Origin of the sequence: Streptococcus sp. SR1 (assembly GCF_000526075.1) — a bacterium.
In the GTDB taxonomy this organism is placed as follows: domain Bacteria; phylum Bacillota; class Bacilli; order Lactobacillales; family Streptococcaceae; genus Streptococcus; species Streptococcus halitosis.
The window spans coordinates 83483-108873 of the sequence record NZ_JATR01000019.1 but is presented as its reverse complement, the minus strand read 5'-3'; the positions used below and the strand labels follow the sequence as shown (position 1 = coordinate 108873).

Below are 25391 nucleotides of genomic sequence, written 5' to 3'. Positions count from 1 at the left end.
AGTACAAAACGAACCTCGCTCTCGCATTTCTAGGCTCGGGAAAAATTCGTTTACAAAACGAACCTCGCTCTCGCATTTCCGGGCTCGGGAAAAAATGATTTACAAAATCATTTTTTTCTGCTATACTATCACAAGCAAAGGTTTTTAATGTCATCCTGTGAGGTGACGAAGGCGCAGATTTATATAAATTTTTAAAAGATAGCTATTTTTTAAAAAGTCTTACTCTGAGGGCCTATTGCTGCAAAATAATGGGCTCTTTTTTGATGCCCAAAAGTGAGGTTTTTATGAAACAGGAATCAACTGTTGACTTGTTACTAGACGTTGATCAACGTCCTTCTGCTGGTAAAGGAATTCTTCTAAGCTTCCAGCACGTGTTTGCCATGTTTGGTGCAACCATTCTCGTTCCCTTAATTTTGGGAATGCCCGTATCGGTTGCTCTCTTTGCATCCGGTATTGGAACACTTATCTATATGATTTCTACTGGCTTTAAGGTTCCAGTTTACCTAGGTTCTTCATTCGCCTTTATCACAGCTATGTCTCTAGCCATGAAAGAAATGGGGGGCGATGTATCTGCTGCTCAAACGGGGGTCATCTTGACTGGTTTGGTCTATGTCCTTGTAGCAGCAAGTGTTCGTTTTGCAGGTACGAAATGGATTGACAAACTCTTGCCACCAATCATTATCGGACCTATGATTATCGTTATCGGTCTTGGTCTTGCTGGTTCTGCTGTAACGAATGCTGGACTTGTAGCAGACGGAAACTGGAAAAATGCTCTTGTAGCCGTCGTGACGTTCTTGATTGCAGCCTTTATCAATACAAAAGGAAAAGGTTTCCTTCGTATCATTCCTTTCCTCTTTGCCATCATCGGTGGGTATATCTTTGCTATGATGCTTGGTTTGGTTGACTTTACCCCAGTCCTTCAAGCCAATTGGTTTGAAATTCCTGGTTTCTACTTGCCATTTAGCACGGGTGGTGCTTTTAAAGAGTACAACTTGTACTTCGGTCCTGAAACAATTGCTATCTTGCCAATCGCTATTGTAACAATTTCAGAACACATCGGAGACCACACAGTTTTGAGCCAAATCTGTGGCCGTCAATTCCTAAAAGAACCAGGACTTCACCGTACGCTTCTCGGTGACGGTATCGCGACATCTGTATCGGCTTTCCTCGGTGGACCAGCTAACACGACTTACGGAGAAAATACAGGGGTTATCGGGATGACTCGTATCGCTTCTGTCTCTGTTATCCGTAACGCGGCCTTCATCGCCATTGCTCTTAGCTTCCTAGGTAAATTCACTGCCTTGATTTCAACCATTCCAAATGCTGTGCTTGGTGGCATGTCCATCCTTCTCTACGGAGTTATCGCCAGCAATGGTTTGAAAGTTTTGATTAAAGAACGTGTTGACTTCAGTCAAATGCGTAACCTCATCATTGCCAGTGCCATGTTGGTACTTGGACTTGGTGGAGCCATCCTCAAACTTGGCCCAGTTACACTTTCAGGTACTGCTCTATCAGCTATGACAGGAATTATCTTAAACTTGATTTTGCCACACGAAAATAAAGACTAATCATCTATACACACAAAATCCACTCGATTGAGTGGATTTTTTAATTACTTACTCTTTATCTCCAGCAGTAAATCTTTCAATGAAATAATGGTTACAGCTAGTAAAATCATAGCCATACCGACAAAATCAATCACATAAAACTGTTCCTTCATAATCAGAAAGGCAAAGAAAACGGCAGAAATTGGTTCTATGGAAGCTAATAAACTAGACTTAACAGGGCCTATCAGACTAGCTCCTTTTAGGAAAGCTGTATAGGCAAAAACCGTTCCGATGATGATAATCCCAGCAAATGCAAAGAGAAAATCTAAGCTGGTTGGTATGCTAGCCCGTAAGACTCCTGTGAAAGGAATAGCCACTACACCAGAAATAACCATCCCGACACCAATCACCAAAATACTGCCCCACTTCTTAATCAAAGCAATAGGAAGGATGATATAGAGGGCATAGGTCAAGGCTGAAAAGAGGCCCCAGAACAGACCTAGGGGTGTGACAGACAACTGGTCAACTTTCCCGTGCGTCGCAATCAGAAAAGTTCCTCCTATAGCCAATCCAATCGAAATAATCTCAGCCAGAGTAGGCGCCACCTTATCCTTCATACAAGTATAAACTAAAATCCCAACGGGGCATACATACTGGAGAACTGTCGCCGTTCCAGCATTGGTTTCCTGAATGGCAGAAAGATAGGCAAACTGGTTTAAGAAAAGTCCAAACAAGGCAAACAACAGCAGAGATAAAAGGCTTTTTCTGTCTTTAAAAAAAGCATAGAGTTTATCCTTTGCAGTCATATAGGATAAGGCTACCAGTGCCAAACCTGCAATGATAAGTCGCAAATTGGTCAAGACTAGAGCAGAAATCCCGTGTGCCATCAGGTATTGGCCACTGGTTCCAGACAAGCCCCAAGCAATCCCTGCCACTACTGTATACAGAGTTCCTTTTACGGTTTTTGACATACTTCACCCCTACTTTTCTTGACGAACCATTTCCATGACTTGGTTTCGATCGACTATCCACTGGGCACGCTCATCCTTCTCATACGTTCGATTGGATAAAAAGATAGCAGCTTCTTGTTTCTCTCGATTCCACATGATAAAGGTACCCGTATAGCCCGTATGGTCGAGCCAAACTCCCTCCAGATTCCAGGCTAGGGAACGCTCCTTATCATCTAAAGGAGAAAAATTTCGGCACAAATCTGCTGCAAAATCATCTTTCAAATAATGTTCCAGAAAGATTTGCAGATCCTTAACAGTCGAAAACAAACCAGCACTTCCAGCGTGTTTCCCTAGTAGACGGGCTTTGGGATCGTGAATGATTCCGGCCTCCACTCCTCTCACTGTTGGGACAGCTTGCTCAACGGGGCCGAACTTGGTTCCCGTCATTCCCCATGGTCCCAAAACTTGTTCTTCTATAATCTGATCCAAGTCTTGGTCAAAGATTTTTTCCAAAATAAAGCCCAAGAGTAAAAAGTGAACATCTGAGTATAAGAAAGCAGGCTGACTTCGTCTGTTGAGGTGAAACATGGCTTCTTTTAATTCAGGGGCAGTCAAGAGATCCCGATTTGGAATAAAGGGGTCTAAGTCTGTTGCATGAGTCAGAAGTTGCCGTATAGTGATATCAGGATAATCACACTCCGGTAAAAAATCCGTCACCGGTCGATTAATATCTAATTTGCCCTGCTGCCACAAGAAGGTAAAAACCGTCCCCACTCCCACAACCTTACTCACACTAGCCAGATCATAAATCAAACCGCTCTCTGTTTTCAAGCCCCTTTCTGGATCACTCAATCCTAGATAAGATTCTTTCCATTCACCATCCTTATAATACGCAAAAGAGGCCCCGGGATAAATCCCTGCCTCGATTTGATTTTCTATTTTTCTTAGAATTTTTTCCCACTTCATGCTTCTTCAAACCACAATTCAATGTTATTGGTATCTTTACCAAGGAAGAATTTTTCAGACTTAGGGACAAAGTAACCTGTCTTTTCAAATTTCTTACGAAGGCTACTTAAATCAAAATTTCTTACTAAAAATTTCAACATCGTCAGGTCCCAAGTGACATTGTTTTCAACAGCCAAATCTGGCCCTTGCCCTTTAGTAAAGGTGATTGCTGACGCTACTCCTTCAGGATCAAGCAAGCTCTCTGTCCCCTCAGGCAAACGCAACTCCATAGAAACCTCAAATTGGCTCACGTATTTTATACTTGTATTTGAATAAAATTCAGGAACAGTTTCCAGTGGAACCAAATCTCTTATATCATCTTCCGCATGAACAAGGATCACATCCTCTTCAGGAGAAACAATCTCAAAAGCATATCCACGACTTCCTTTAAACAAGCGAGGAAGAGACTTCATTTGAGAAAGAAGGGCCTCGATTTCGGAAGGATCCTCAACCTTTATCAAGAGCCTAGCTAGCTTCTTAAGTCCTTCAACTCTGCGAGTTCGCATGCTTGGAGCCTCTTCTAAAATCAATCTCTCCGTACCCGTCTGGTCGCCTAATGAAAGAAAGGCAGACTCTTCTAGTAAGGGTTTCATTCCTAGAGTTTCAATATAAAATATCTCATTTAATTTTCGATTATTAACTTTCAAAGTCGGAATGATCCGAACAATCTCATTCACATCCATAAGTTCCTCCAACTCTTTTATTTTAAAGGATTTTAGAATATTTTACAAGCCATATTTGTTTAAATTAGAAAATTTTCCAAGAAAAAAACTGGGTTTCCCCAGTTTCGTTTCTTATAGGTAAAGTAGTTTGAATAGTGCTACTGCTGCAATTCCCGCTGCAATTGGAGCTACAACCGGAACCCATGCATACCACCATTTTGAATCACCCTTGTGTTGACCAAGAACTGATTTTGGAAGGAGTTCGTGAAGAAGACGTGGTCCAAAGTCACGAGCCGGGTTCAAACCAGGTCCAGTAGGTCCACCGAGTGAAGTTACCAAGGCCATTACTAGGAAACCAAGCCCTAAATGAGCAACTGAAAGACCTGCTGCTGTGTGTGGTGCTATTTGAGCCTTAATAGCTAATTCAGAAAAGTCAACTGTTTGATTAGCCTGCGTTGCCATTTGCTTCATGTATTGCATTACTTCTGCACCAAAAAAGTTTTTAGTCATTCCTAGGGCTGCAAAGAACAAAATAAACGAACCGACAAACTCATTGATAAAACCATTTACACTTGCTGCGAAACGTGATTCTTTTGTACCGTGATCAACATTTGAAATCGTTGAGAAAGTACCCAAAATGTTATTAGAATTCTCTGTTTTCAAGTAGTAAGGACGGTGAGTTGCCACAACCATAGCTTGACCAAAAATCGCTCCTAAAACTTGCGCAAGGATGTAATATGGTACTTGTGCCCAAGGGAAAAGTCCACTCACAGCAAGTCCAAGTGTGAAAGCTGGGTTGATGTGGTTACCAGATACATTACCGAACATCAAGGCTGGGATCATAACCCCCATACCGTAACCAACCGCGATAACGAGCCAGCCACTTTGGTGACCTTTCGTACCTTTAAGTTCAACGTTAGCAACTGCACCATTACCAAGAATGATCAAAATGGCAGTTCCCAAAAATTCAGTGGCATATTTAATAGCCCATGTAAAATCCATTTGATAGATTCTCCTTAATTTTTTTAGACAATCCTTATTCTATCAATTTTTAGACCTTTTAGCAACAGATTTTCTAAAAGAATCTATGGAAAACGCTTTATTTAACTTATCTTTAAGAAAAGGACAAAAGAAGTCAAACTCCCTTCATCCTTTTCGTTACTCTTGACGCTGACCAAAGTCTGCAATCATCTGCTCCATCTCTTGGCGACTTGGAGTAGTCAGCATATAAAGGTAATCCCCTTGTAGCTCTGCAAAGGCTGCTGGCATGATTTTTTTGACCTTGAATTGCTGACTGTATTTAGCAAGCAAGTCTTCTTCTGAATAGACATAGTTGGCATTTGCACGACGTGATGTAGCTAAACAGTATTGAGGTTCAAACTCTGATGCTGGGAACTCTTCTCCTGCGACAATCGCTGCATAGCCACGATAGAGGTCCAAGGAATGAGCAAAGTTATAAACGTCAATGGTAAAGCCACCTGCAGGACGATTATTGTACTCAATGGCAATGTAGTCGTCCCCGTCACGGAAAAACTCGATATGGAAAAAGCGTTCTCTCATTCCAAATTCCTTGACAATGGCCTCACCATACTTGCGCAGTTTTGGATCCATATCCTTGAGCACATAGTAAGAATTGTCCATCTTATAAATCATGAGATCAAGTGGTGTATGGGCATAATCAAAAGTCGTTGAAAAGACGATGTTGCCATCCTTGTCCACAAGCCCGTCAAAGGTACAGATTTCGCTAGAAGTGACAAATTTCTCAAAGAAATAAACGGTTGAATGGTCCCATTCTTCTTTGAACCGGTCCACATCTTCCTGACTTTCCAACTTAAAGGTGGCTGCCGCTCCCACTCCATTGTCAGGTTTGGCAATCATTGGTAGGCCAATCGTCTCAACTGCTTGGTCCACATCTGCTTCCGTCTGGACAACAGCGCCAGGTACAACAGGGACACCTGCTTTTTTGAAAAGTTTCTTCATTTCAGACTTATATTTGGTCCTTTTGAGATCCTCTGGTTTGGCACCAAAGACATTGAATTGCTCACGAAGGGCTGCATCCAGCTCAAGCCAGTATTCATTGTGGGACTCGATGCGGTCGATTGGGCCATGCTTGTAGAAAAGAAAAGCTACTGCACGTTTGACTTCGTCTATATTCTCAAGATTATCTACACGGAAATACTCGGTTAGGCTATTTCGCAAAGGTTCATCTAGTTGTTCGTAAGGCTCCTGACCAATTCCCAAAACGGTGATGCCTTTATTAGCTAGCTCGATGGTAAACTGTTGAAAGTTTTGCGGATAGTAGGGAGAAATGACAAGGTAATTCATAGGCAACTCCTTTTATAGATACAGGTGTCCAAGAAAATAGGGCATTTGTTTGCGCCACCAATCCCAGTCATGGGCAACATCATGTCCCCACTCTGCAAACCAAGCAGGGATTTGTTTTTGATCAAAGGCTTCTTTTAGCTTATAATACGATGGCAAACCATCGTGTTCCCAAGCACCTAGACCCGTACAGACGACGATTTCTGCCTGACGGTAACGATCGATAAACCAGCCGTCATTTTGATTCCAGATATAATCTACTGGCGAATTTTGGTAAATAGCATCATCATTGTAGTAATCGCCAACAAAGAAACGTGCATCGTAAACTCCACTGAGGGCAATCACCTTGGTAAAGACATCTGGATGCTGGAGGAAGAAGTTAAGTGCATGGTAGGCCCCCATCGAGCAACCTGTCGTCATCATGCCATAAAACCAACCTGTCTTATGCTTGATAAAAGGAATGGCCTCTTCAATCACATAGCGTTCGTAGGCGCGGTGCATCTCCGCCTGGTCATGACCATTTTTCCAAGTAGCCAACCAGCTCTCACTGTCCACACTGGATAAAGTAAAGAACTGGACACGACCTTCCTCGATAAAGGAAGCGCAGGCGTCAATCATGCCAAAATCATAGTATTCATTGTGACTACCTCCTGATGAAGCAAAAACAACAACTGGAATCCCAGCATGTCCATAACGGTTGAGGTACATTTCACGGTTGAGATTGCCACTCCAGTGGCTGAGGTTTTCAATATGCATTGGCTTTCTCCTTTCTTAACTTACCATTTCTCTGCAAAAAATCGGAGACAGTCTGGTAAATTTTCCGACCAAGGGATTTCACTATGGATAGCACCAGACTGAACTTTCAAGACAAGATTATCCAAGTGTACTCCACCTGCAATCAAATCATGGTAATAGCGAAGCGATGAGTCGATATAGGCTTGCTTGATATTGCCAGCCATCAGGGTCTTGTCCGTATCATCCGCTTCTTCCGTTCCAACATAGATAAAAATGCGTTGTTCAGGCGACAGTTTCTTACGCTCGATATAGCGATTAAAGGCTTCTTGGTGGAGCCAGTTAGCAGATGAGAAGACACCTAGACAACCAATTCTTTCTTGGTACTCTAGTCCGATAAACTGGGTAATATTACCTCCTAGTGAAGAACCAATCATAGCCGTATGCTGCCGATCAGCTTTGGTACGGTAGGTTTCATCGATAAAAGGCTTGACCACTTCCATGACAAACTCAGCATACTCCACGCCCTTACCGCCAAACTGCTGACCTGGTATAGGAGATTCTTGGAACTTCCAAGCCGCATACTCATTCATCCGTCCCATTCCATCATTATCAATAGCAACAATAATCATGCGACTGATGTCTGGATTTCGTTTAATGGCTGGAATAATCTTCCAAGAATGTCCGATATAAGACTCCTTGCTGTAAAAGACATTTTGCCCGTCATGAAAATAAACAACAGGGTAAAAACGGTCTGTGTCCTTCTCGTAGTCCTTTGGCAGGAGCACACGCACACGACGCTCCTTTCCTGTATAAGGAACCTTGAGTTTGTGTTCTTTCATTTTTAAGTAAAAGTAGGAATGATTCATTGTCAGAAAACTCTCTATATTCAAAATTTTATCTTATTATACCATAAAAATAGAAAAAAAGTCAGTAAATGTCCATTTTAAGGATAAATAACTAACTTTTCTCATTTGATATTCTAAATTCTTCTGGATTTTCTGATTAGAGGAGATTGTCAATCAAGTTATCCACTTCATCTTTTTCAGCTTGGGGTGTAATCTCAGTAATCATGATCCCAGCTACTGCTCGCTCAACCAAACCTTCAACATCCATGCGTTCTTCATACTGCTCCGCATTCTTAATCTTAGGATTGGTCTTAGGACGATCAGGTGCAAAAATAGTACAGCAGTCCTCAAACGGCTGGATAGAAATTTCAAAAGTATCAATTTCCTGGGCAATGTCAATGATTTCCAACTTGTCCATCGTAACCACAGGTCGAATGATAGGAGTGTTGGTCACAGCGTTGATAGCCTGCATGCTCTCCAGGGTTTGGCTTGCCACCTGACCAAGACTTTCCCCATTGATGATAACCAAACCATTTCGTACCTCACGGATACGGTCGGTAATTCGCATCATAAAACGACGGGTCAAGGTCATGAGGTAGGCTTCTGGCGCCTTTGCCTTGATTTCCTCTTGAATCTCAGTGAAAGGCACTTCAATAAACTGGATATTTCCGCCAAACTTGGTCAATTTACGAGTCAAATCTTGGGCTTTCTTAAGGGCACCAGGACTCGTGTATGGCGGACTGGCAAAGTGAACCGCCTCAATATCTACCCCTCGTTTAAGGGCTAGATAACCTGCTACAGGCGAGTCAATTCCTCCTGACAACATGAGCATCCCCTTACCAGAAGTCCCCACAGGCAAGCCACCTGCTCCACGAATAGTTTCATAGGAAAGATAGGCCGCCTCCTCACGAATCTCCACCTGAAGATTGATATCAGGATTTTTCATTTGAACTTGGACATTTGGAATTGCCTCAAATACAGCTCCACCAAGTGTTTGGTTGAGTTCACGACTATCGAGCTCAAAGTTGTGATCGCTACGCTTACTAGAAATCTTAAAGGTCATGCCTTCCTTGTAGATATCTGTCATAATCTCTTGGACAGAAGACTTCAGAACTTCTACAGATTTTTCAACCTTATATACTGGAGAAAAATTCTGAATCCCGAAGACTTGTTTAAGAGATTCTGCAACTGCTGTGTAGTCGGCTCCATTGAGGTAAACGTGGGCACGGTCGCGATCAGCAGTTACCTTAACTTGGGGATAGATGGACAAAACGCCCGAAATATTATTGCGAAGTTTATTGATGAAACGCATACGGTTTTTGCCCTTAGTTGACAACTCTCCGTAGCGAATCATAATTTCTGAATACTGCATGAATGCTCCTATCTTACTTTTCTAGTTTGATTGTAAATTAATTTTAGCTTGGTCAAAAACTGCTCAACCTGACTCATATCATTTTCAAGGTCTAGGCTAAGACGCACAGCTGACTGGGCCTTATCTTTGTCCACTCCCATGGCAATCAAGGTTCCCGCAGGTTTTCCAGCCTTGGATGAACAAGCAGAGGTTGTGGAGATGAAAATATCATAGTCTTCAAAGGCGTGAACAATGACTTCACCACGAACACCCTTGATTCCAAAAGTCAGGATATGAGGGGCAAAGTCTTCCTCATCTGAAAAGACAAAAATATCTGGATAGTCCAAAAGCGCTTGGCGAATGACTGATTTCATCTGCCCTGCCTTATTAGTAAAGATATCTAACTTTTCCATAGACAAACGGAGGGCCTTGGCTGTCGCTGCAATCCCTGCTACATTTTCAGTTGTCGAACGATAATCACGCTCTTGACCACCACCTGTCAAAAGAGGCGTAATTTTCTTACCAGACTTGATATAGACAAAGCCAACACCTCGGACACCATGAAATTTATGACTTGAGAAGGTGGCAAAATCTACACGATCTGTCAGATATTTTTCAGTCGGAATCTTAGCGAGTGCCTGAACTGCATCAACGTGGAAGGAAATAGTTGGCTTGTCTGCCAACAGTTCTGAGATGGCCTCAATAGGTTGAATAGATCCAATTTCGTTGTTTACTGCCATAATGGAGACGAGGGTCGTATCAGGTCGTATCAAAGCTCCTAGAGCCTCAACATCCACAAACCCTTTCTCATCAACTGGAGCAAAATCCACCTCAAAACCCTGACTTTTCAGCCAGAGGGCTGACTCCTTGACTGCTGGATGTTCAATGGCTGATACGATGATGTGCTTGCCAAACTGGGCTTTTTCGAAGGCCACACCTTTGATGACCCAGTTATCCCCTTCTGTTCCTCCAGAAGTAAAGAAGATTTCATCACTCTTCTTGCCAATTAAATCTGCAATTTGCTGCCGGGAAGCATCTAAAATTCGTGTCGCCTGGTCTCCCAAACGATGGAGGCTAGAAGGATTTCCTACAATTTTCGAAGCGACCTGCGTATAGGTTTCAAGTGCTTCAGGATAAGGCTTGGTCGTTGCCGAATTATCAAAGTAGATCATGTTTTCTCACGCTTTCTAAAATCACTTCTTCTATTGTATCATGAAACAGAGCTTGCGACAAGAAAGGGCAAGTCCTCTTTTTTTAAGATTTTTTTAAAGAAATGAGGTATAATAAATCATAATTAAAGGAGAGTATCATGTCTAACTATCATAGAACTTCAAAACCAAAAACTGAGCATATCAAAAAAGGGTTTACTGTCTTTCAAAAAACGATTGCTACCGTCGGTAGTATCCTTGGCCTAATCACCGCTACTATCACTATCATGAACGCCATGGATAATAGCAAAAACAATAAAAAAGAACCGACGACAAGCCAGACGACAACCATTGTCAAAGAAATCCAAAAGGAATCCCCTCAGGAAAACACTAGTCCCAATAAGGAAAATAACACTTCTCAAGAAAAAACACAACAAGAAGAAACGCCAAAATCCAGCGTCAAGGAAGAGAAAAAAGAAGAGCAGAAAACAGCAACTCAGGACTCTACTACACCTGCTCCAACTAAACCTAGCGCTGAAAATGAAAAACAGCCCAATACTCCAACTTCAGAAAATAAAAGCAATCAATAGCCAGTAAAATAGCTTCTTTCCAAATTTGGAAAGAAGCTATTTTTTTATTGTTGCAATACTTTTCGTGGTTTGGTTCCCTCAGCTGGACCGATGACACCTGCCATTTCGAGTTCTTCCATAAGGCGGGTCGCACGGTTAAATCCAACCGACAAACGACGCTGAATCATCGAAGCGCTAGCTTTCTGGGTTTCGATAACCAAAGCCTTGGCTTCTTCAAAAAGCGGATCGCCACCAGCTTCACCATCAGAAAAATCTCCTTCATTTTCAGGGACATCTCCTGGGTCAAAACTCTCATCGTAATCTGCATCTGCCTGAGCCTTGATGAAGTTCACGATGCGCTCGACATCGTCATCTGAGATAAAGGATCCTTGCAGACGGACTGGGTGATTTTCATCGATTGGTTTAAAGAGCATATCTCCTCGACCAAGCAGTTTTTCAGCGCCATTCTCATCCAAGATAGTTCGTGAATCTGTACCTGATGAAACTGCAAAAGCCACACGAGATGGGACATTGGCCTTGATAAGGCCAGAGATAACATCAACCGATGGACGTTGCGTTGCGAGAATCATGTGAATTCCTGCGGCACGCGCCTTCTGTCCGAGACGAATGATGGCGTCTTCTACTTCCTTGCTAGCCACCATCATGAGGTCTGCCAACTCATCCACAATGACAACAATCAAAGGCAGTGGTACTTGTTTGTACTCAGACTGGGCATTGAATTCCTCGACCTTGGCATTGTAACCAGCGATATTTCGTACACCAACCTTAGCGAAGAGTTCATAACGGTTTTCCATCTCATCCACAACCTTTTGCAGAGCCTTGCTGGCCTTGCGTGGATTAGTCACAACTGGAATCAAGAGGTGAGGAATGTCATTGTAAACCGATAACTCAACCATCTTAGGATCGACCATCATAAACTTGACCTGGTCGGGTCTTGCTTTCATGAGAATGCTCGCGATAATACCGTTAACTGCAACTGACTTCCCTGATCCTGTCGAACCTGCAACGAGTAGGTGGGGCATCTTGGAAAGGTCAAAGGTGCGAGCAGTTCCATTAACCGCCTTCCCTAAAGGAATTTCGAGGAGATTTTCTGGCTTAGTCTGAGACTGTTCCCAGAGTTCACGGAAGGAGACGGTTGCAATCTCAGAGTTAGGCACTTCGATTCCGACTAGGGATTTACCAGGAATCGGAGCCTCAATCCGAACATCCTTGGCTGCTAGAGCTAGCGCTAAGTCGTCTGCCAGATTGGAAATGCGGTTAACCCGTACACCAACGGCTGGCTTGACTTCATACTTGGTTACTGATGGGCCGATTTCAGCCCGTTCAACCGTTACCTTGATACCAAAGCTGGCAAAGGTTTCTTCTAAGATTTTGATATTTTCTCGAACAATCTTCTTTTCCTTGGACTGATCTTTGGGTTTATCTGGCGCGAAGAGTTGCAAGCTTGGTAGCTTGTATTCAAGGGCTTCCTTAGCAGAAAAATCAACCTGCACCTCTTCATCCTCAAGGTCTTCTTCCACATCTGGAACGTCAAAATCAGCTTGAGAGAGGATAATCTCCGGTTCACTCCATTCTTTTTCAGGAATTTGTGGAAGATCATAGTCTGGAACTTCTGGTAAGATTTCTCCAGTTTCAGGATCTACAGGAGGAAGCGGTAGTGCATCCTGTTCTTCTTGTTCTCTCTTGATTCTGGCTGCTTCTTCAGCTTCTTGACGAGCCTTCTCTTCTTCTCTCTTGATGAAGCGTTCCTGTTTTCTCTGTTCCTGTTTTTCCATGAAGGATCTGAACTGAGCTCCAATAAAGGCTGCAACATCATAAATAGACCAAGGACTGACCAAGAGAGCCCCAACTAGAATCAAAAGGACTCCAATAAAGTACGATCCGATATTGGAGAAAAGAAAGGCTATGGGGATATAAAGTCCAACACCAAGCAAGCCTCCACCAGCGAAGCTAGTCACCCGGATACCAGTCAGGTCCGTCATAACTTGAGCCAAGGTCCCTTTTAGAACTGACTGCTCCAAACCAAACTTCCAGACAAGATAGGCCTCAAAAATCAAGAGCAAGCCAGCGAAGATACAGAGAAATCCTGACAGAAGCCCCTCTTGCTTGCGTATCCATTTAAAAAGAAAAAGATAGATGAGGAGACCACCTATAGCCACATAAGCTAAACTTCCGACTAACAGTCGAATGAGATTATAAAGGGTGACACCCGCAGCACCAAGCTTGAGGGCTGCAATAATCAACAATAAGGCAATTCCTAAGGAAATCAACATTCTCTGAATAGCCTGTTTTCTTTCGAGTTCTGCTTTAGACGGTCTCCGTCTTGTTTTTGTAGTATTCTTGTTTGCCATTCTTCTATTATACCATATTTCACAGCCATTTCGAAAAGAGAAAAAGATTGCACCAAATGGTAACAATCTTTCTATTCTAATACTTTTTATGCTTGTGGTTTACGAAGGTAACCATAAACCACACCACTTACAATTGCGCCTACCAAGACAGAGGCAAGGTAAAGAAGGGCATTTGAAGTGAGGGCGATAACGAAGATTCCTCCGTGTGGTGCCATGAGTTTGATACCAGTAAGACCAACGAGGCCACCTGCTACTGCTGAACCAAGGATGAAGCTTGGGATAGCACGAGCTGGGTCAGCGGCACCAAATGGAATTGCTCCCTCAGTGATAAATGACAAGCCCATGATGATGTTTGTCAAACCAGAGTTACGTTCTTCTTTGGTAAATTTATCTTTGAAAAGAAGGGTTGCGACAAAGATAGCAAGTGGTGGAACCATTCCTCCAGCCATAACTGCTGCCATAGCCACAGAACCACCTGAAGAAACAGTCGCTGCAAGCGTACCTGTACCAAAGACATAGGCTGCTTTATTAACTGGTCCACCCATATCAACAGCCATCATTCCACCAAGGACGATACCGAGAAGGACAGCTGAACCGCCTCCAAGACCGCCAAGGAAATCATTCATAGCAGTGTTGATTGCTGCCATTGGGATGTTAACAGCTAGCATGACAAATCCAGTCAAGATTGTTCCAAGAAGTGGCAAGAGAAGGATTGATTTAGCCCCTTCAAGTGAACGAGGAACTTTAACGTATTTCTTGATAGCAAGAACCAAGGCTCCTGCGATAAATCCACCAACAAGGGCACCTAGGAAACCAGATGATACACCTGCAAGAGTTGAAGTTGCTTCACCACCTGCTGCATAAGGGATTTTACCAAAGGCAAAACCTTCTTTAGCAATAGCACCAGCCACAAAACCCGCTACCAAACCTGGTTTTTCAGCGATAGAGTAGGCAACGTATCCTGCAAAAACTGGAAGCATCAAGCCAAAGGCTGCTCCACCAATTTTCATGAACATGGAAGCTAGCTCATGGTAGGATCCGAGATTGCCAAGACTATCCTGTGGCACACCCAAAGCGCCATCGATCAAGAAGGCAAGGGCAATCATGATACCACCACCAATAACGAATGGCAACATTTGTGATACACCACTCATCAAGTGTTTGTAGAAGGCACCACCGATACTTTGTTTTTCATTAGATGCTGTTGCAGCTTTTGCTCCATTAGCAGCACGGTAGACTTCAGCATCTCCTGAAAGAGCCAAGTTAATCAATTCTTCAGTCTTACGGATACCGTCTGCAACCGGGCGATTGATCAATGGTTTGCCATCAAAACGATCCATTTCTACTGCCTTATCTGCAGCGATGATAACAGCTTTAGCCTTGCGAATGTCTTCTGCAGTTAGTTGATTACCAACACCGCTAGCACCATTGGTTTCAACCTTGATCCCAACACCCATTTCAGCAGCCACTTTTTGAAGGGCTTCTTGGGCCATGTAAGTATGAGCAATACCTGTTGTACAAGCTGTAACAGCAACGATAAAGTCACCAGATTCATTAGCAGGTGCTTGAACAGGTTTCTCAGCTTTTTCTGAAGCTTGGTTAAATAGTTCGATAACTTGATCTGCAGATGTTACTTGGCGAAGTTTGTCAGCGAAACCATCTTTCATCAAGTATTGAGACAATTCTGCCAAGGCTGCCAAGTGAGTGTCATTGGCACCTTCTGGAGCTGCAATCATAAAGAAGAGGTCTGTTGGTTGCCCATCCAAGCTCTCATAGTCAACACCCTTGTTTGACTTAGCAAAGAGAACTGTTGCTTCTTTGACAGCAGAGTTTTTGCTGTGTGGCATAGCGATTCCGTCACCCAAACCAGTGGAAGTTAGAGCTTCACGCGCTAAGATTCCTTCTTTAAATGTTTCAAAATCCGTCACATAACCGTGATCTACCAAACTTTTAATCATTTCTTCAATGACAGCTGTTTTTTCAGTTGCCTGCAAATCCAGCAACATAACATCTTTTCTCAATAAGTCTTGAATTTTCATCGTTTTTCTACCTCAACTTTTTCATATGTTTCTTTAATAAAGTCCGCTGTTGCCAAGTCATCCGAGAAGGTAGTTGCTGTCCCACAAGCCACTCCCCATTTGAAGGCCTCTACTGCATCTTTTGATTTGACAAATTCACCGGTAAATCCAGCAACCATAGAGTCACCAGCACCAACTGAATTTTTTACTGTCCCTTTGATTGGTTTAGCGAAGTATGCTCCCTCAGATGTTACAAGGAGGGCACCGTCCCCAGCCATAGAGATGATAACATTTTGAGCACCTTTAGCCAACAATTCTCGAGCATATTTCTCGATTTCATCTAAACTTTCAAGTTTCACTCCAAAGATAGCTCCAAGTTCGTGATTGTTTGGTTTAACCAAAAGTGGCTGGTAGTCCAAACTATCAATCAAGGTCTGTCCTTCAAAGTCACAAACCACTTGGGCACCAGTCTTGCGTGTCAATGCAATCAAATCCTTATAGATAACATTGCCTAGGTTCTTAGCACTCGAACCCGCAAACACAACCGTATCTTCTGCTGTCAGACTAGATAGGATAGCTTTCAATTCTTCTAGCTGAGCTGGTTCCACATTTGGACCCGTTCCATTGATTTCTGTTTCTTGGTCTGCTTTGATTTTAACATTGATACGAGTATCTTCTGCTACTTGGACAAAACGAGTTTCGATTTCCTCTTCTGCAAGGGTATCTGTGATAAATTTACCAGTAAAGCCTCCGATAAATCCCGTCGCTGTATTAGGAATATCCAAGCGTTTCAAGACACGACTGACATTGATTCCTTTTCCACCAGCAAACTTATCATCACTGTCCATACGATTGACACTGCCGACTTGAACTTGGTCCAAGCGCACGATATAGTCAATGGATGGATTGAGTGTGACTGTATAAATCATACTTCTATTACCTCCGTTTTCTTCTTAATAGCCTGCAAGAGCTCATGCCCTTGACTTGTGATGACAATAGCGCGTGTAAGTGGTGCTACCTTGGCAAAGCAAGTTTGTCCAATCTTAGACGAATCGACCAAAACATAGGTTTGTTTGGCATTCTCAAAAATAGCACGTTTCACGGCTCCCTCCTCCATATCAGGAGTCGTATAATAACCATCGTCTACACCATTCATCCCGATAAAGGCACGGTCAAAGTGCAATTGATTGATTTGGTTAAGAGCAACACCACCGATACATGCATCTGTTGCCATCTTGACACTTCCTCCAACCATGACAGTTGGAATCTGTTTTTCAACCAACTGTACCGCATGATGAATGGAGTTGGTCACAACTGTAATATTCTTATTAACCAATTCCTTGATTAAAAAAGCAGTTGTCGTTCCAGCATCAATAAAGATAACATCTTGTTCCTTGATAAGAGAGGCTGCTTTTTGAGCAAGTAACTTCTTCTCTTGAAGGTTTTTGACAGATTTTTCTTGAATAGTTTCTTCTTCCTGCAAGGAGTGAGGTAATTCTGCTCCACCATGCACACGGCGAAGCTTGTTTTCCGCCTCCAACTCATCCAAATCTCTTCGTACTGTCGATTCTGATGTTTCTAATAAACTAACCAATTTTTCTAGGGAAACTACATGATGTTGATTTAACTCCTCTAAGATCAGTTGCTTCCGCTCAGTTTTTAACACCAAATCACCTCCTGTTATCGTTTACACTATTCATTCTAGCACAATTCCTACCAAAGTCAAGCATTTTTTATCATTTTCTTTCAAATTCTATCATTTTTCTTATTTCCAAAATTTTTATTGCAAGATAAGTGGCTTTATGGTAGACTATTTGAGTAAGTATTGGAAGATTACTCAAGAGGCTTAAGAGGCCGTGTTGGAAACGCGGTAGGCGTGTAACAGCGTGCGTGGGTTCGAATCCCATGTCTTCCGTAGAAAAGCAAAATTATTTTTTAGATACAACAATGTTGTATCTTTTTTTGTATCCTTTTTTAGCAAAAGAATACCAAGGAATACCAAAGACAAAAATAAAAAACGTTGATTTAACAACGTTTTACCAAGGAATGCAATAGAATGCAAAGGAATAATGGAGCCGGTGGGAGTCGAACCCACGTCCAAACATCTGCCAACATATTTGTCTACAACCATAGGTTATGTATTGTTTTAACAGTCCCTCGACACATAACTCAAGCCTAGGAACTGCGAGTCTATTAATCTCTTATCAAACCACTAGACAAGGCTTGATCGTATCTCGCTAATCATAAGACCTGTCATTGAACACGAGCAATCCAAATCAGGTCACGCCTGCTGTTTTTTAGGCAGCTAGAGCGTAAGAAGTGTTATTTTTTGCAGTTATATTTAACTGAGCGTTTACGTCGCCACACGGGTTGCAAAATATGCCTCATAATGCCTGTCGAATCCGTAACGACCCCAGGATGTTAGAACTATTATAACCTATCTTCACAAAAAATGCAAAATCAAGCCGTTTCTTTAGAAAAGATACTCTTTTAAGGCTTCCGATAAGGCTTGATAACCGGCTACACTTAGATGGAGGCCATCTGTTGTATAGTCTTTTTTGAGTTGCCCTTCTGAACCTGTCAAACTATCATAAATCGGCACAAAATCTACCTGCATATAGGCGGATACTAGAGCCTCATAGGCTTGATTCCATTCTCTAATCTTTTCATTGGTTCGGATATAAACAGTCTGCTTGTATTTCTCTCCCTCATTGACTGGCAAAATGGATAGGAGCTTTATTTGTGACAACGGATAATCTCGGGCAATTGATTGGATCACTCGCTCAAGATTATCCAAGGCTTCATTTATAGGAATATCTTTTCCGATATCATTTGTCCCAATTAGGAGAGCAATTTGATCCACAGCATCACCATAAAGATGGGCATCTAGATTCTCTAATAACAGTTTCGTCTGGTAGCCTCGGATGCCACGATTGACAATCGTCTTTGCAGTCCCAAACAACTCTTGCAATGGGTAGTATTCTACAATCGAATCGCCGATAAAAATTACATCTGGCTCTAGAACAGAAACTTGATTCAATTCACGATACTTGGTTTGAATCTTCTCCTGCTCTTTTAGGAGCCAATTTTCTAATAACTGTACTGCCACCTTATCCCTCTTTCTCTAACCAATTTTCTAGAACTTGATAAACGCCCGCCTGGCTGTTAGCTGGTGCTAGGGCAGTAGCAACGGCCTTGACCTCATCAGCTGCGTTTTCCATCGCATAGGCAATTCCAGCCAACTCTAACATTTCGACATCATTTTCACTGTCACCAAAAGCCATGACTTGTTCCGATTGCAAATTCCAGCGCTTGAGTAATTCTTCCAATCCCCAAGCCTTGTGAACACCAGCCTGTAGGATATCAATACAACCATAACCACTGGAAACAGCTCTTACATGCCCATCAAAGAGATCATTGATTTCCCGCAAAACAGAACTCGAACGTTCTTCACCAACGACCATGCTCATCTTTAGAACTCCTCCAAAGAGGTCTGAGTTTAGCTCATACACAAAATTGGTCCTTTGGTAAAGTTTTTCAATCATCTCTGGAGTCATAAATTTATCAAGGTCTGTAAAAACAGTGCCTTTCTTGACAAAACTCCCATTCATACTAGTGACGACGAACTGATCTCGACACTCCCTCCCTTTAAAATGAACTAAAGCCTTGTCAACCATAGCATCATCCCAGGTCTGAGCTTGAATCAGTTTATTGTTTTCAAAAATACGCGCCCCATTGGCAACGACTAGGACAACTCTACTCGCCAAATGTTTAAGCAATTGCCTCATACGGTGAACTTCATTCCCCGTTGCAATGACAAAACGGATATCCCTTTGATCCAACTGATCTAAAATCTTTTCCAAGCGGGGCAGATCCAGCTGCCCCCTCGGGTCTAGCAAGGTTCCATCCATGTCTGTTGCAATTAATTTAATCGTCATCCTATCTCCTTTAGGGCGAGCGTCTACCACTTCAACCCTACATGTTCATTCATTTCTTTATAGGCCGTGTCAATTCGTTCCTTGGTCGCCTCATCCAACTTGTCACGGTAACTGCCTCCCTCAATGAAGTCCTCTAGGATATAGGTCTGATAGAGGAAGAGCGGATAGCCTTCTGGAGAGTAAGTTCCTTTTGGAGTTCGATTAACCCAAGTTGGATGTGCTTTAGCAGTTTCAATCCTTGTCTTGCCATCTTTTTTCTTAATGGTCACATCCATGAGAACTCCTCGCTCCGTCCACTTGGCATTTTCCTCGTCTTGCATGGTTTCAATGCGTTGGTTTGAGAGGAAATTTCCCATGGAATAGATGATCAATTTTTTGTCACCATCTTTTTCAACGGTTTCAGCAGGTTCAACGACATGAGGATGCCCTCCAAAGATAATATCAGCTCCCCAGTCAATCATCTTATGGTACAGTGTTTTCTGTTCTTCCGTCGGTTCTAGCTGGTACTCAATTCCCATCTGAGGCATGATGACAGTAATATCCGCCTCTTGCTCAGCTCGTTCGATTTCCGCCTTCATCTTATCTTCATTCAGGTCAGAAAGATAGCGATTATAATCCTCTTGAGAGATATACTGCTCAATGCCATTAAAACCGTAAGAATAGGCTAGGAGAGCTACCTTGATACCATTGACTTCCTTGATAACTAGTGGAGCTTGGTCACGGGATTCATGTGTGTAGACTCCTATGGGTGTCATCCCTGCCTTTTCAATAGCTTCTGCTGTCGAAACCACTCCCTCAATTTGAGAATCCAAGATGTGATTATGAGCCAAGTCTAGAACTTGGTAGCCTGCATCCTTGATCGCATCCATGACTTCTCCAGGTGCATTAAAGAGAGGATAGCCTGCCAAGTAGTGGTCCTTGTTCACCGTTCCTTCAAAGTCACCAAGCACTAAATCCGCTTGTTTGAGCCAGGGTTTTACATACTCAAAATTTTCATGGAAATCATAGGTTCCATCTTCTTTCAGAGCTGTTCGGTAGATAGGAATATGGTAGAGAAGGTCACCATTTGCCATGATACGAGCTGTCGTTTCGGCAGACTGATTTTCCTTAGACTGACTAGACGTCTGAGCAGAATCAACTGTTTGACCACTCGGACTTGTTCCCTTGTTCCCTTGTACTGCTTGGGTCAACAAGTTCAGCCCCATAGACAAGGAAACTGCAAGCAACAGCACCGTAATAAACTGGGCATTTGTCCAAGATTTATAATTCCTAAAGAAACCAATACTACTCTTCAACAATCCAAAAATAGGACCATGAGACCATCTATCTTGTCGCTTTTCCATCTTTATCCCCCCCTTGCTTTTACTGCAAGTCTTTTCTTTTATTATACCACAGACAAAAGAGGAATACCGTTTATTATATTATTTTTTAGGAACTTCTGTGACTTTCTTTCTCGCCTATTTTGTGTTATCATGTAGAGGTAATGAAAGGAGAGAAAATGTCTGCTATAGAACGTATTACAAAAGCTGCTCATTTAATTAATATGAACGATATTATCCGTGAGGGGAACCCAACTTTACGCGCGGTTGCTGAGGAGGTCACTTTCCCACTGTCTGACCAGGAAATCATCCTTGGAGAAAAGATGATGCAATTCCTCAAAAATTCTCAGGATCCTGTTATGGCTGAAAAGATGGGACTCCGCGGTGGGGTTGGATTGGCCGCTCCTCAGTTAGATATCTCAAAACGCATTATCGCTGTTTTAGTGCCAAATATTGTGGAAGAAGGTGAAACTCCTCAGGAAGCCTACGACCTGCAAGCTGTTATGTACAATCCAAAAATCGTATCCCACTCTGTTCAGGACGCCGCCCTCGGTGAAGGAGAAGGGTGCCTATCTGTCGACCGTGTAGTTCCAGGCTATGTTGTTCGTCATGCCCGCGTCACTGTTGATTACTTTGACAAGGACGGAGAAAAACACCGCATCAAGCTTAAAGGATACAACTCTATCGTTGTCCAACATGAAATTGACCACATCAACGGAATCATGTTCTACGATCGTATCAATGAGAAAGACCCATTTGCTATCAAAGATGGACTCCTCATCCTCGAATAAAGAAAATCCCGTTGCAAGACGGGGTTTTGTGTTATAATAGAGGCATGAAAACAAATGATATTGTCTATGGCGTCCATGCCGTTACCGAAGCCCTCCTTGCAAATACAGGAAACAAACTCTACCTCCAAGATGATCTCCGAGGTAAGAATGTTGAGAAAGTCAAGGAACTGGCTGCTGAGAAAAAGGTCTCCATCTCTTGGACTTCAAAAAAATCCCTGTCTGAGATGACCGAAGGCGCTGTTCACCAAGGTTTTGTTCTACGAGTTTCCGAATTTGCCTATAGCGAGCTGGATCACATCCTTGCAAAAACACGCCAAGAAGAAAATCCACTTCTGTTGATTCTGGATGGTCTAACTGACCCTCACAACTTAGGTTCTATCTTAAGGACTGCTGATGCGACCAATGTTTCAGGTGTCATCATTCCCAAGCACCGTGCCGTCGGAGTGACTCCTGTCGTTGCCAAAACGGCCACAGGTGCTATTGAGCATGTACCGATTGCGCGAGTGACCAACCTCAGTCAAACTCTAGACAAACTCAAGGATGAAGGCTTCTGGACCTTTGGAACGGATATGAACGGTACTCCTTGCCACAAGTGGAATACAAAAGGAAAAATCGCCCTCATCATCGGAAATGAAGGAAAAGGCATCTCTAGCAACATCAAAAAACAGGTTGATGAGATGATTACCATTCCCATGAATGGACATGTTCAAAGCCTCAATGCCAGTGTTGCTGCAGCCATTCTCATGTACGAAGTTTTCCGAAATAGACTATAAAAAAAGTTTCCAGTCATCTGATTGGAAACTTTTTTATGATTATACTCAATGAAAATCAAAGAGCAAACTAGGAAGCTAGCTTAAGACAGCTCAAAGCACTGCTTTGAGGTTGTGGATAGAACTGACGAAGTCAGTACCCATACCTACGGCAAGGCGAAGCTGACGTGGTTTGAAGAGATTTTCGAAGTGTATTAACTATGTTCTGTAATAAATTTGTAAGCTTCTTGACCAGCGATAGCCCCATCTCCAACTGCTGTTGTTACTTGGCGAAGGTCTTTCTGGCGAACATCTCCAACCGCAAAGATACCGTCAACGGCAGTTTTCATGTGGTTATCTGTCACAATCCAGCCAGCCTGATCTTGAATATTCAAATCTTTGACAAAATCGCTAACGGGATCCAAACCAACATAGATAAAGACACCACCAAAGGCTTGCTCTGTTATTTGACCTGTTTTTACATTTTCAAATACGACAGATTCTACTCGGTTTTCACCTTTGATTTCCTTGACAACAGAATCCCAGATAAAGTTGACTTTCTCATTAGCAAAGGCACGGTCTTGCAAAACCTTTTGGGCACGAAGTTGGTCACGGCGGTGAACAATGGTAACAGTCTTGGCAAAGCGAGTTAAGAAGAGGGCTTCTTCTACCGCTGAATCTCCACCACCGACTACGAGCAAGTCTTGGTCACGGAAGAAAGCTCCATCACAGACTGCACAATAAGAAACACCTCTGCTGTTCAGTTCTTCTTCTCCAGGAACCCCTAAGAGACGGTGTTTTGACCCAGTTGCCACAATGACAGTACGGGTTTCATAAACTTGATCATCAGTGATTACCTTCTTATAGTCACCCTGGTCTTCAATATTTTCAACGTAACCATAAAGATGCTCCACTCCAAGGTTTTCAAGTGGTTCAAACATCTTTTCAGCCAATTCAGGTCCACTGATATTAGCATAACCTGGATAGTTTTCAATATCAGATGTATTATTCATTTGCCCGCCTGGCAAACCGCCTTCAATCAAAGCCACTTTCAGATTGCTTCGAGCGGCATATAAGGCAGCCGTCATTCCCGCAGGTCCAGCACCGATAATAATCGTATCGTACATTTCGATTCCTTCTTTCTTGTTGTAACTATCTTTATTCTAACTTATTCTTGCTAGTCACGCAAGGATTATGCCTTGAAAACCAAGAGCAAACTCATGACGGCAAAGGATAACACCGGAACGACCAAAACTCCAATCATAATCATATCATAGAGATGAGCTTGACGAGCCTTGGCTGTCTTGTCCACACCAGACATGGCTCTCAATCCAATCCAAATCCCCAGAAAAATCACGACAAGGATGGTCGTTAAGATCAAACTCTCGAAATATAAAGAAAACAGTTGCAGCAGCATGATCTCTCTCGTTTCTATCTTTTTTAAAGAGTAAACTCAGCTAGTCCAACTAACTGAGTTTTCCTTTTTCTATTATATCAAATATAAGTCCGTTTGTAACTAGCGAAGAATTCTTTTGTCCGTTCTTCTTTTGGATGATTGATGATTTCATCCGGTGTGCCAGACTCGATGATTTTCCCTTTATCTAGGAATAAAACCTTATCTGCCACTTGGGTTACAAAAGACATATCATGACTGACCAAAATCATGGTCTGACCTGACTTGGCAGCATCTGCAATAGACTTTTCTACCTCACCGACCAATTCTGGGTCTAGAGCTGAAGTGGGTTCGTCCAAGAGCAAGACATCTGGTTTCATAGCAAGCGCACGCGCGAGGGCAACCCGTTGCTTTTGTCCACCTGATAAGTGGCGAGGGTAATGGTTTTCACGATCAGAAAGCCCAACCTTAGCCAACTCTTCCTTGGCGATTTTTGTTGCTTCATCGTCGGATAATTTTTTAACGACAATCAAACCTTCCTTGACATTGTCAAGAGCAGTTCGGCGTTCAAACAAATTAAACTGTTGGAAAACCATGGACAACTTGCGACGAAGGGTTAGAATCTCTTCTTGGCTAATCTGAGAAAAATCAACTTTAAAATTGTCAATCTGAATCGTTCCACTATCTGGAGTTTCAAGGTAATTCAAACTACGAAGAAAGGTTGATTTCCCAGCTCCAGATGAACCAATCAAAGCCACTACCTCACCTTTTTGGATTTCCAAGTTCAGATGATCCAAGACTGTCTGTCCTGAAAAGGATTTGCTTAAATTCGAAATCTTAATCATTAACGAAGGTCTCCTTTCACATCTGTAGACACTGTATCCGGCGCTGAGATAGCCATTTTTCTCTCGATGAAACGGCCGAGGCTTTCAATTCCAATATTGACCACCCAATAAACAAGGGCAACAGAGATAAAGCGCTCAAAATAGCGATAATCAGCTCCACCTAAAATCTGAGCTTGGGCAAAGACCTCCACAACACCTGCGCTAAAGGCTAGAGAAGTCCCCTTGGTCAAACCGATGAGGGAATTAATCAAGGTTGGAGTCGCCACAACGGCCGCATTTGGAATAATCACGCGACGGTAAACTTGAGCTCGCGTCATACCCAAACTGCGTGCCGCCTCAATTTCACCGGGATTAACAGAAAGGATGGCCGCACGAATCGTTTCACTTGCATAAGCCGCCTCATTAAAAGCAAAGGCCACAATCGCAAAAAGCGCTGCTGGAATCGCATTGATATTGAGACCAGTTCCCCATTGTTGGTTGATAGCTTTCAGTGCCAAAGGAATTCCGTAGTAGGTCAACATAAGTTGAACTAGGATTGGGGTACCTTTTAAGAAGCTGACGAAAAAGGCTTGCAAGGGATATAAAATCCTAACACGATTGATCTTAACAATGGCAAAAATCAAGGCAAGTAGCAAACCAAAGAGTGCACCTCCAAGCGTCAACATCAAGGTTGTAGGCAGTTGTTGGACAATCCTTGGAATTCCATCAAAGACCGAACGCAAACTAAAGAGCTTACCATCCGGAATGAGTTGCATCAAACTTTGGTACCAATCTGATGCTAAAAATGTTGTAACAGTCATAAAAACATCCTCTCCTGATAATGATTCATTCT

Annotated in this window: 24 protein-coding genes, 1 tRNA gene and 1 other RNA gene; 5 read left to right on the top strand and 21 right to left on the bottom strand. The window is 42.7% G+C overall.

The features are described 5' to 3' along the window. Positions 1–284: 284 nt before the first annotated feature. Positions 285–1568 carry a uracil-xanthine permease family protein gene (locus tag HMPREF1518_RS06695; protein WP_000808282.1) on the top strand — a complete coding sequence of 428 codons (1284 nt, stop codon included), beginning with the start codon at positions 285–287 and terminating at the stop codon, positions 1566–1568. A gap of 44 nt (positions 1569–1612) precedes the next feature. Here HMPREF1518_RS06695 and HMPREF1518_RS06690 read toward each other — a convergent pair whose 3' ends face one another. The 9 genes from HMPREF1518_RS06690 to HMPREF1518_RS06650 all read right to left on the bottom strand — a co-directional run bounded on the left by HMPREF1518_RS06690 (position 1613) and on the right by HMPREF1518_RS06650 (position 10589). Continuing rightward, complete coding sequence (locus tag HMPREF1518_RS06690) at positions 1613–2518, bottom strand: DMT family transporter (protein ID WP_033585029.1); 906 nt, start codon at positions 2516–2518, stop codon at positions 1613–1615. 9 nt (positions 2519–2527) lie between these two features. Further along, the gene (locus HMPREF1518_RS06685) at positions 2528–3463 is read right to left on the bottom strand and encodes a serine hydrolase domain-containing protein (protein WP_033585028.1); all 936 of its coding nucleotides are present in this window, start codon (positions 3461–3463) and stop codon (positions 2528–2530) included. Next, positions 3460–4185, bottom strand: coding sequence for a CppA N-terminal domain-containing protein (locus HMPREF1518_RS06680; RefSeq protein WP_033585026.1), 726 nt, complete (start codon positions 4183–4185; stop codon positions 3460–3462). The genes HMPREF1518_RS06685 and HMPREF1518_RS06680 overlap by 4 nt, the downstream gene beginning before the upstream one ends. A 111-nt stretch (positions 4186–4296) precedes the next feature. Further along, positions 4297–5166 (bottom strand): aquaglyceroporin Gla, encoded by an 870-nt coding sequence (gene gla, locus HMPREF1518_RS06675; protein WP_000348103.1) that lies wholly within the window; start codon positions 5164–5166, stop codon positions 4297–4299. A gap of 156 nt (positions 5167–5322) precedes the next feature. Continuing rightward, on the bottom strand, positions 5323–6489 hold the full coding sequence (locus tag HMPREF1518_RS06670) for an ATP-grasp domain-containing protein (protein ID WP_033585024.1): 1167 nt from the start codon (positions 6487–6489) through the stop codon (positions 5323–5325). 12 nt (positions 6490–6501) lie between these two features. Next, positions 6502–7242: an esterase family protein gene (locus tag HMPREF1518_RS06665; RefSeq protein ID WP_033585023.1), complete on the bottom strand. Its 741-nt coding sequence runs from the start codon at positions 7240–7242 to the stop codon at positions 6502–6504. Between the two features lie 20 nt (positions 7243–7262). Further along, positions 7263–8087, bottom strand: coding sequence for an alpha/beta hydrolase (locus HMPREF1518_RS06660; RefSeq protein ID WP_033585021.1), 825 nt, complete (start codon positions 8085–8087; stop codon positions 7263–7265). Positions 8088–8223: 136 nt separating this feature from the next. Then, on the bottom strand, positions 8224–9438 hold the full coding sequence (gene thiI, locus HMPREF1518_RS06655) for a tRNA uracil 4-sulfurtransferase ThiI (RefSeq protein ID WP_033585018.1): 1215 nt from the start codon (positions 9436–9438) through the stop codon (positions 8224–8226). Between the two features lie 8 nt (positions 9439–9446). Then, positions 9447–10589, bottom strand: coding sequence for a cysteine desulfurase family protein (locus HMPREF1518_RS06650; RefSeq protein ID WP_033585016.1), 1143 nt, complete (start codon positions 10587–10589; stop codon positions 9447–9449). Positions 10590–10726: 137 nt separating this feature from the next. On the opposite strand from HMPREF1518_RS06650, the gene HMPREF1518_RS06645 reads away from it, so the two are divergent. Further along, positions 10727–11155 (top strand): DUF6556 family protein, encoded by a 429-nt coding sequence (locus HMPREF1518_RS06645; protein WP_033585013.1) that lies wholly within the window; start codon positions 10727–10729, stop codon positions 11153–11155. 44 nt (positions 11156–11199) lie between these two features. On the opposite strand, the gene HMPREF1518_RS06640 is transcribed toward HMPREF1518_RS06645, so the two are convergent. The 4 genes from HMPREF1518_RS06640 to HMPREF1518_RS06625 form a co-directional block, all read right to left on the bottom strand. Then, positions 11200–13506: a DNA translocase FtsK gene (locus HMPREF1518_RS06640; protein ID WP_081730832.1), complete on the bottom strand. Its 2307-nt coding sequence runs from the start codon at positions 13504–13506 to the stop codon at positions 11200–11202. 86 nt (positions 13507–13592) lie between these two features. Further along, on the bottom strand, positions 13593–15545 hold the full coding sequence (locus HMPREF1518_RS06635) for a PTS fructose transporter subunit IIABC (protein WP_033585009.1): 1953 nt from the start codon (positions 15543–15545) through the stop codon (positions 13593–13595). Next, complete coding sequence (gene pfkB / locus HMPREF1518_RS06630; protein ID WP_033585007.1) at positions 15542–16453, bottom strand: 1-phosphofructokinase; 912 nt, start codon at positions 16451–16453, stop codon at positions 15542–15544. The genes HMPREF1518_RS06635 and pfkB overlap by 4 nt, the downstream gene beginning before the upstream one ends. Beyond that, positions 16450–17190 (bottom strand): DeoR/GlpR family DNA-binding transcription regulator, encoded by a 741-nt coding sequence (locus HMPREF1518_RS06625; RefSeq protein ID WP_033585005.1) that lies wholly within the window; start codon positions 17188–17190, stop codon positions 16450–16452. The genes pfkB and HMPREF1518_RS06625 overlap by 4 nt, the downstream gene beginning before the upstream one ends. Positions 17191–17351: 161 nt before the next feature. Here HMPREF1518_RS06625 and HMPREF1518_RS06620 point away from each other — a divergent pair. Next, a tRNA-Ser gene (locus HMPREF1518_RS06620) sits at positions 17352–17439 on the top strand. Between the two features lie 152 nt (positions 17440–17591). Here the strand turns inward: HMPREF1518_RS06620 and ssrA are convergent. The 4 genes from ssrA to HMPREF1518_RS10675 form a co-directional block, all read right to left on the bottom strand. Beyond that, positions 17592–17939: a transfer-messenger RNA gene (ssrA, locus tag HMPREF1518_RS10680) on the bottom strand. 58 nt (positions 17940–17997) lie between these two features. Beyond that, positions 17998–18633: an SGNH/GDSL hydrolase family protein gene (locus HMPREF1518_RS06615; protein ID WP_033585003.1), complete on the bottom strand. Its 636-nt coding sequence runs from the start codon at positions 18631–18633 to the stop codon at positions 17998–18000. 1 nt (position 18634) lies between these two features. Then, a complete protein-coding gene (locus HMPREF1518_RS06610) occupies positions 18635–19462 on the bottom strand; it encodes a Cof-type HAD-IIB family hydrolase (protein WP_033585001.1) in 828 nt (275 codons plus the stop codon). Between the two features lie 23 nt (positions 19463–19485). Then, the gene (locus HMPREF1518_RS10675) at positions 19486–20805 is read right to left on the bottom strand and encodes a CapA family protein (RefSeq protein ID WP_009729974.1); all 1320 of its coding nucleotides are present in this window, start codon (positions 20803–20805) and stop codon (positions 19486–19488) included. A 155-nt stretch (positions 20806–20960) separates the two neighbouring features. On the opposite strand from HMPREF1518_RS10675, the gene def reads away from it, so the two are divergent. Both def and rlmB read left to right on the top strand, forming a co-directional pair. Next, positions 20961–21572 (top strand): peptide deformylase, encoded by a 612-nt coding sequence (gene def / locus HMPREF1518_RS06595; protein WP_001272963.1) that lies wholly within the window; start codon positions 20961–20963, stop codon positions 21570–21572. A 44-nt stretch (positions 21573–21616) separates the two neighbouring features. Next, the gene (gene rlmB, locus HMPREF1518_RS06590) at positions 21617–22345 is read left to right on the top strand and encodes a 23S rRNA (guanosine(2251)-2'-O)-methyltransferase RlmB (protein WP_007517462.1); all 729 of its coding nucleotides are present in this window, start codon (positions 21617–21619) and stop codon (positions 22343–22345) included. A gap of 191 nt (positions 22346–22536) precedes the next feature. Here rlmB and trxB read toward each other — a convergent pair whose 3' ends face one another. The 4 genes from trxB to HMPREF1518_RS06565 all read right to left on the bottom strand — a co-directional run bounded on the left by trxB (position 22537) and on the right by HMPREF1518_RS06565 (position 25359). After that, on the bottom strand, positions 22537–23448 hold the full coding sequence (gene trxB / locus HMPREF1518_RS06580; RefSeq protein WP_033585000.1) for a thioredoxin-disulfide reductase: 912 nt from the start codon (positions 23446–23448) through the stop codon (positions 22537–22539). A gap of 65 nt (positions 23449–23513) precedes the next feature. Next, complete coding sequence (locus HMPREF1518_RS06575) at positions 23514–23738, bottom strand: DUF4059 family protein (RefSeq protein WP_000926603.1); 225 nt, start codon at positions 23736–23738, stop codon at positions 23514–23516. A 77-nt stretch (positions 23739–23815) separates the two neighbouring features. Continuing rightward, positions 23816–24559: an amino acid ABC transporter ATP-binding protein gene (locus tag HMPREF1518_RS06570; RefSeq protein WP_033584998.1), complete on the bottom strand. Its 744-nt coding sequence runs from the start codon at positions 24557–24559 to the stop codon at positions 23816–23818. After that, entirely contained in the window at positions 24559–25359 is an 801-nt protein-coding gene (locus HMPREF1518_RS06565; protein WP_033584997.1) for an amino acid ABC transporter permease, read from the bottom strand. The genes HMPREF1518_RS06570 and HMPREF1518_RS06565 overlap by 1 nt, the downstream gene beginning before the upstream one ends. Positions 25360–25391 lie beyond the last annotated feature (32 nt).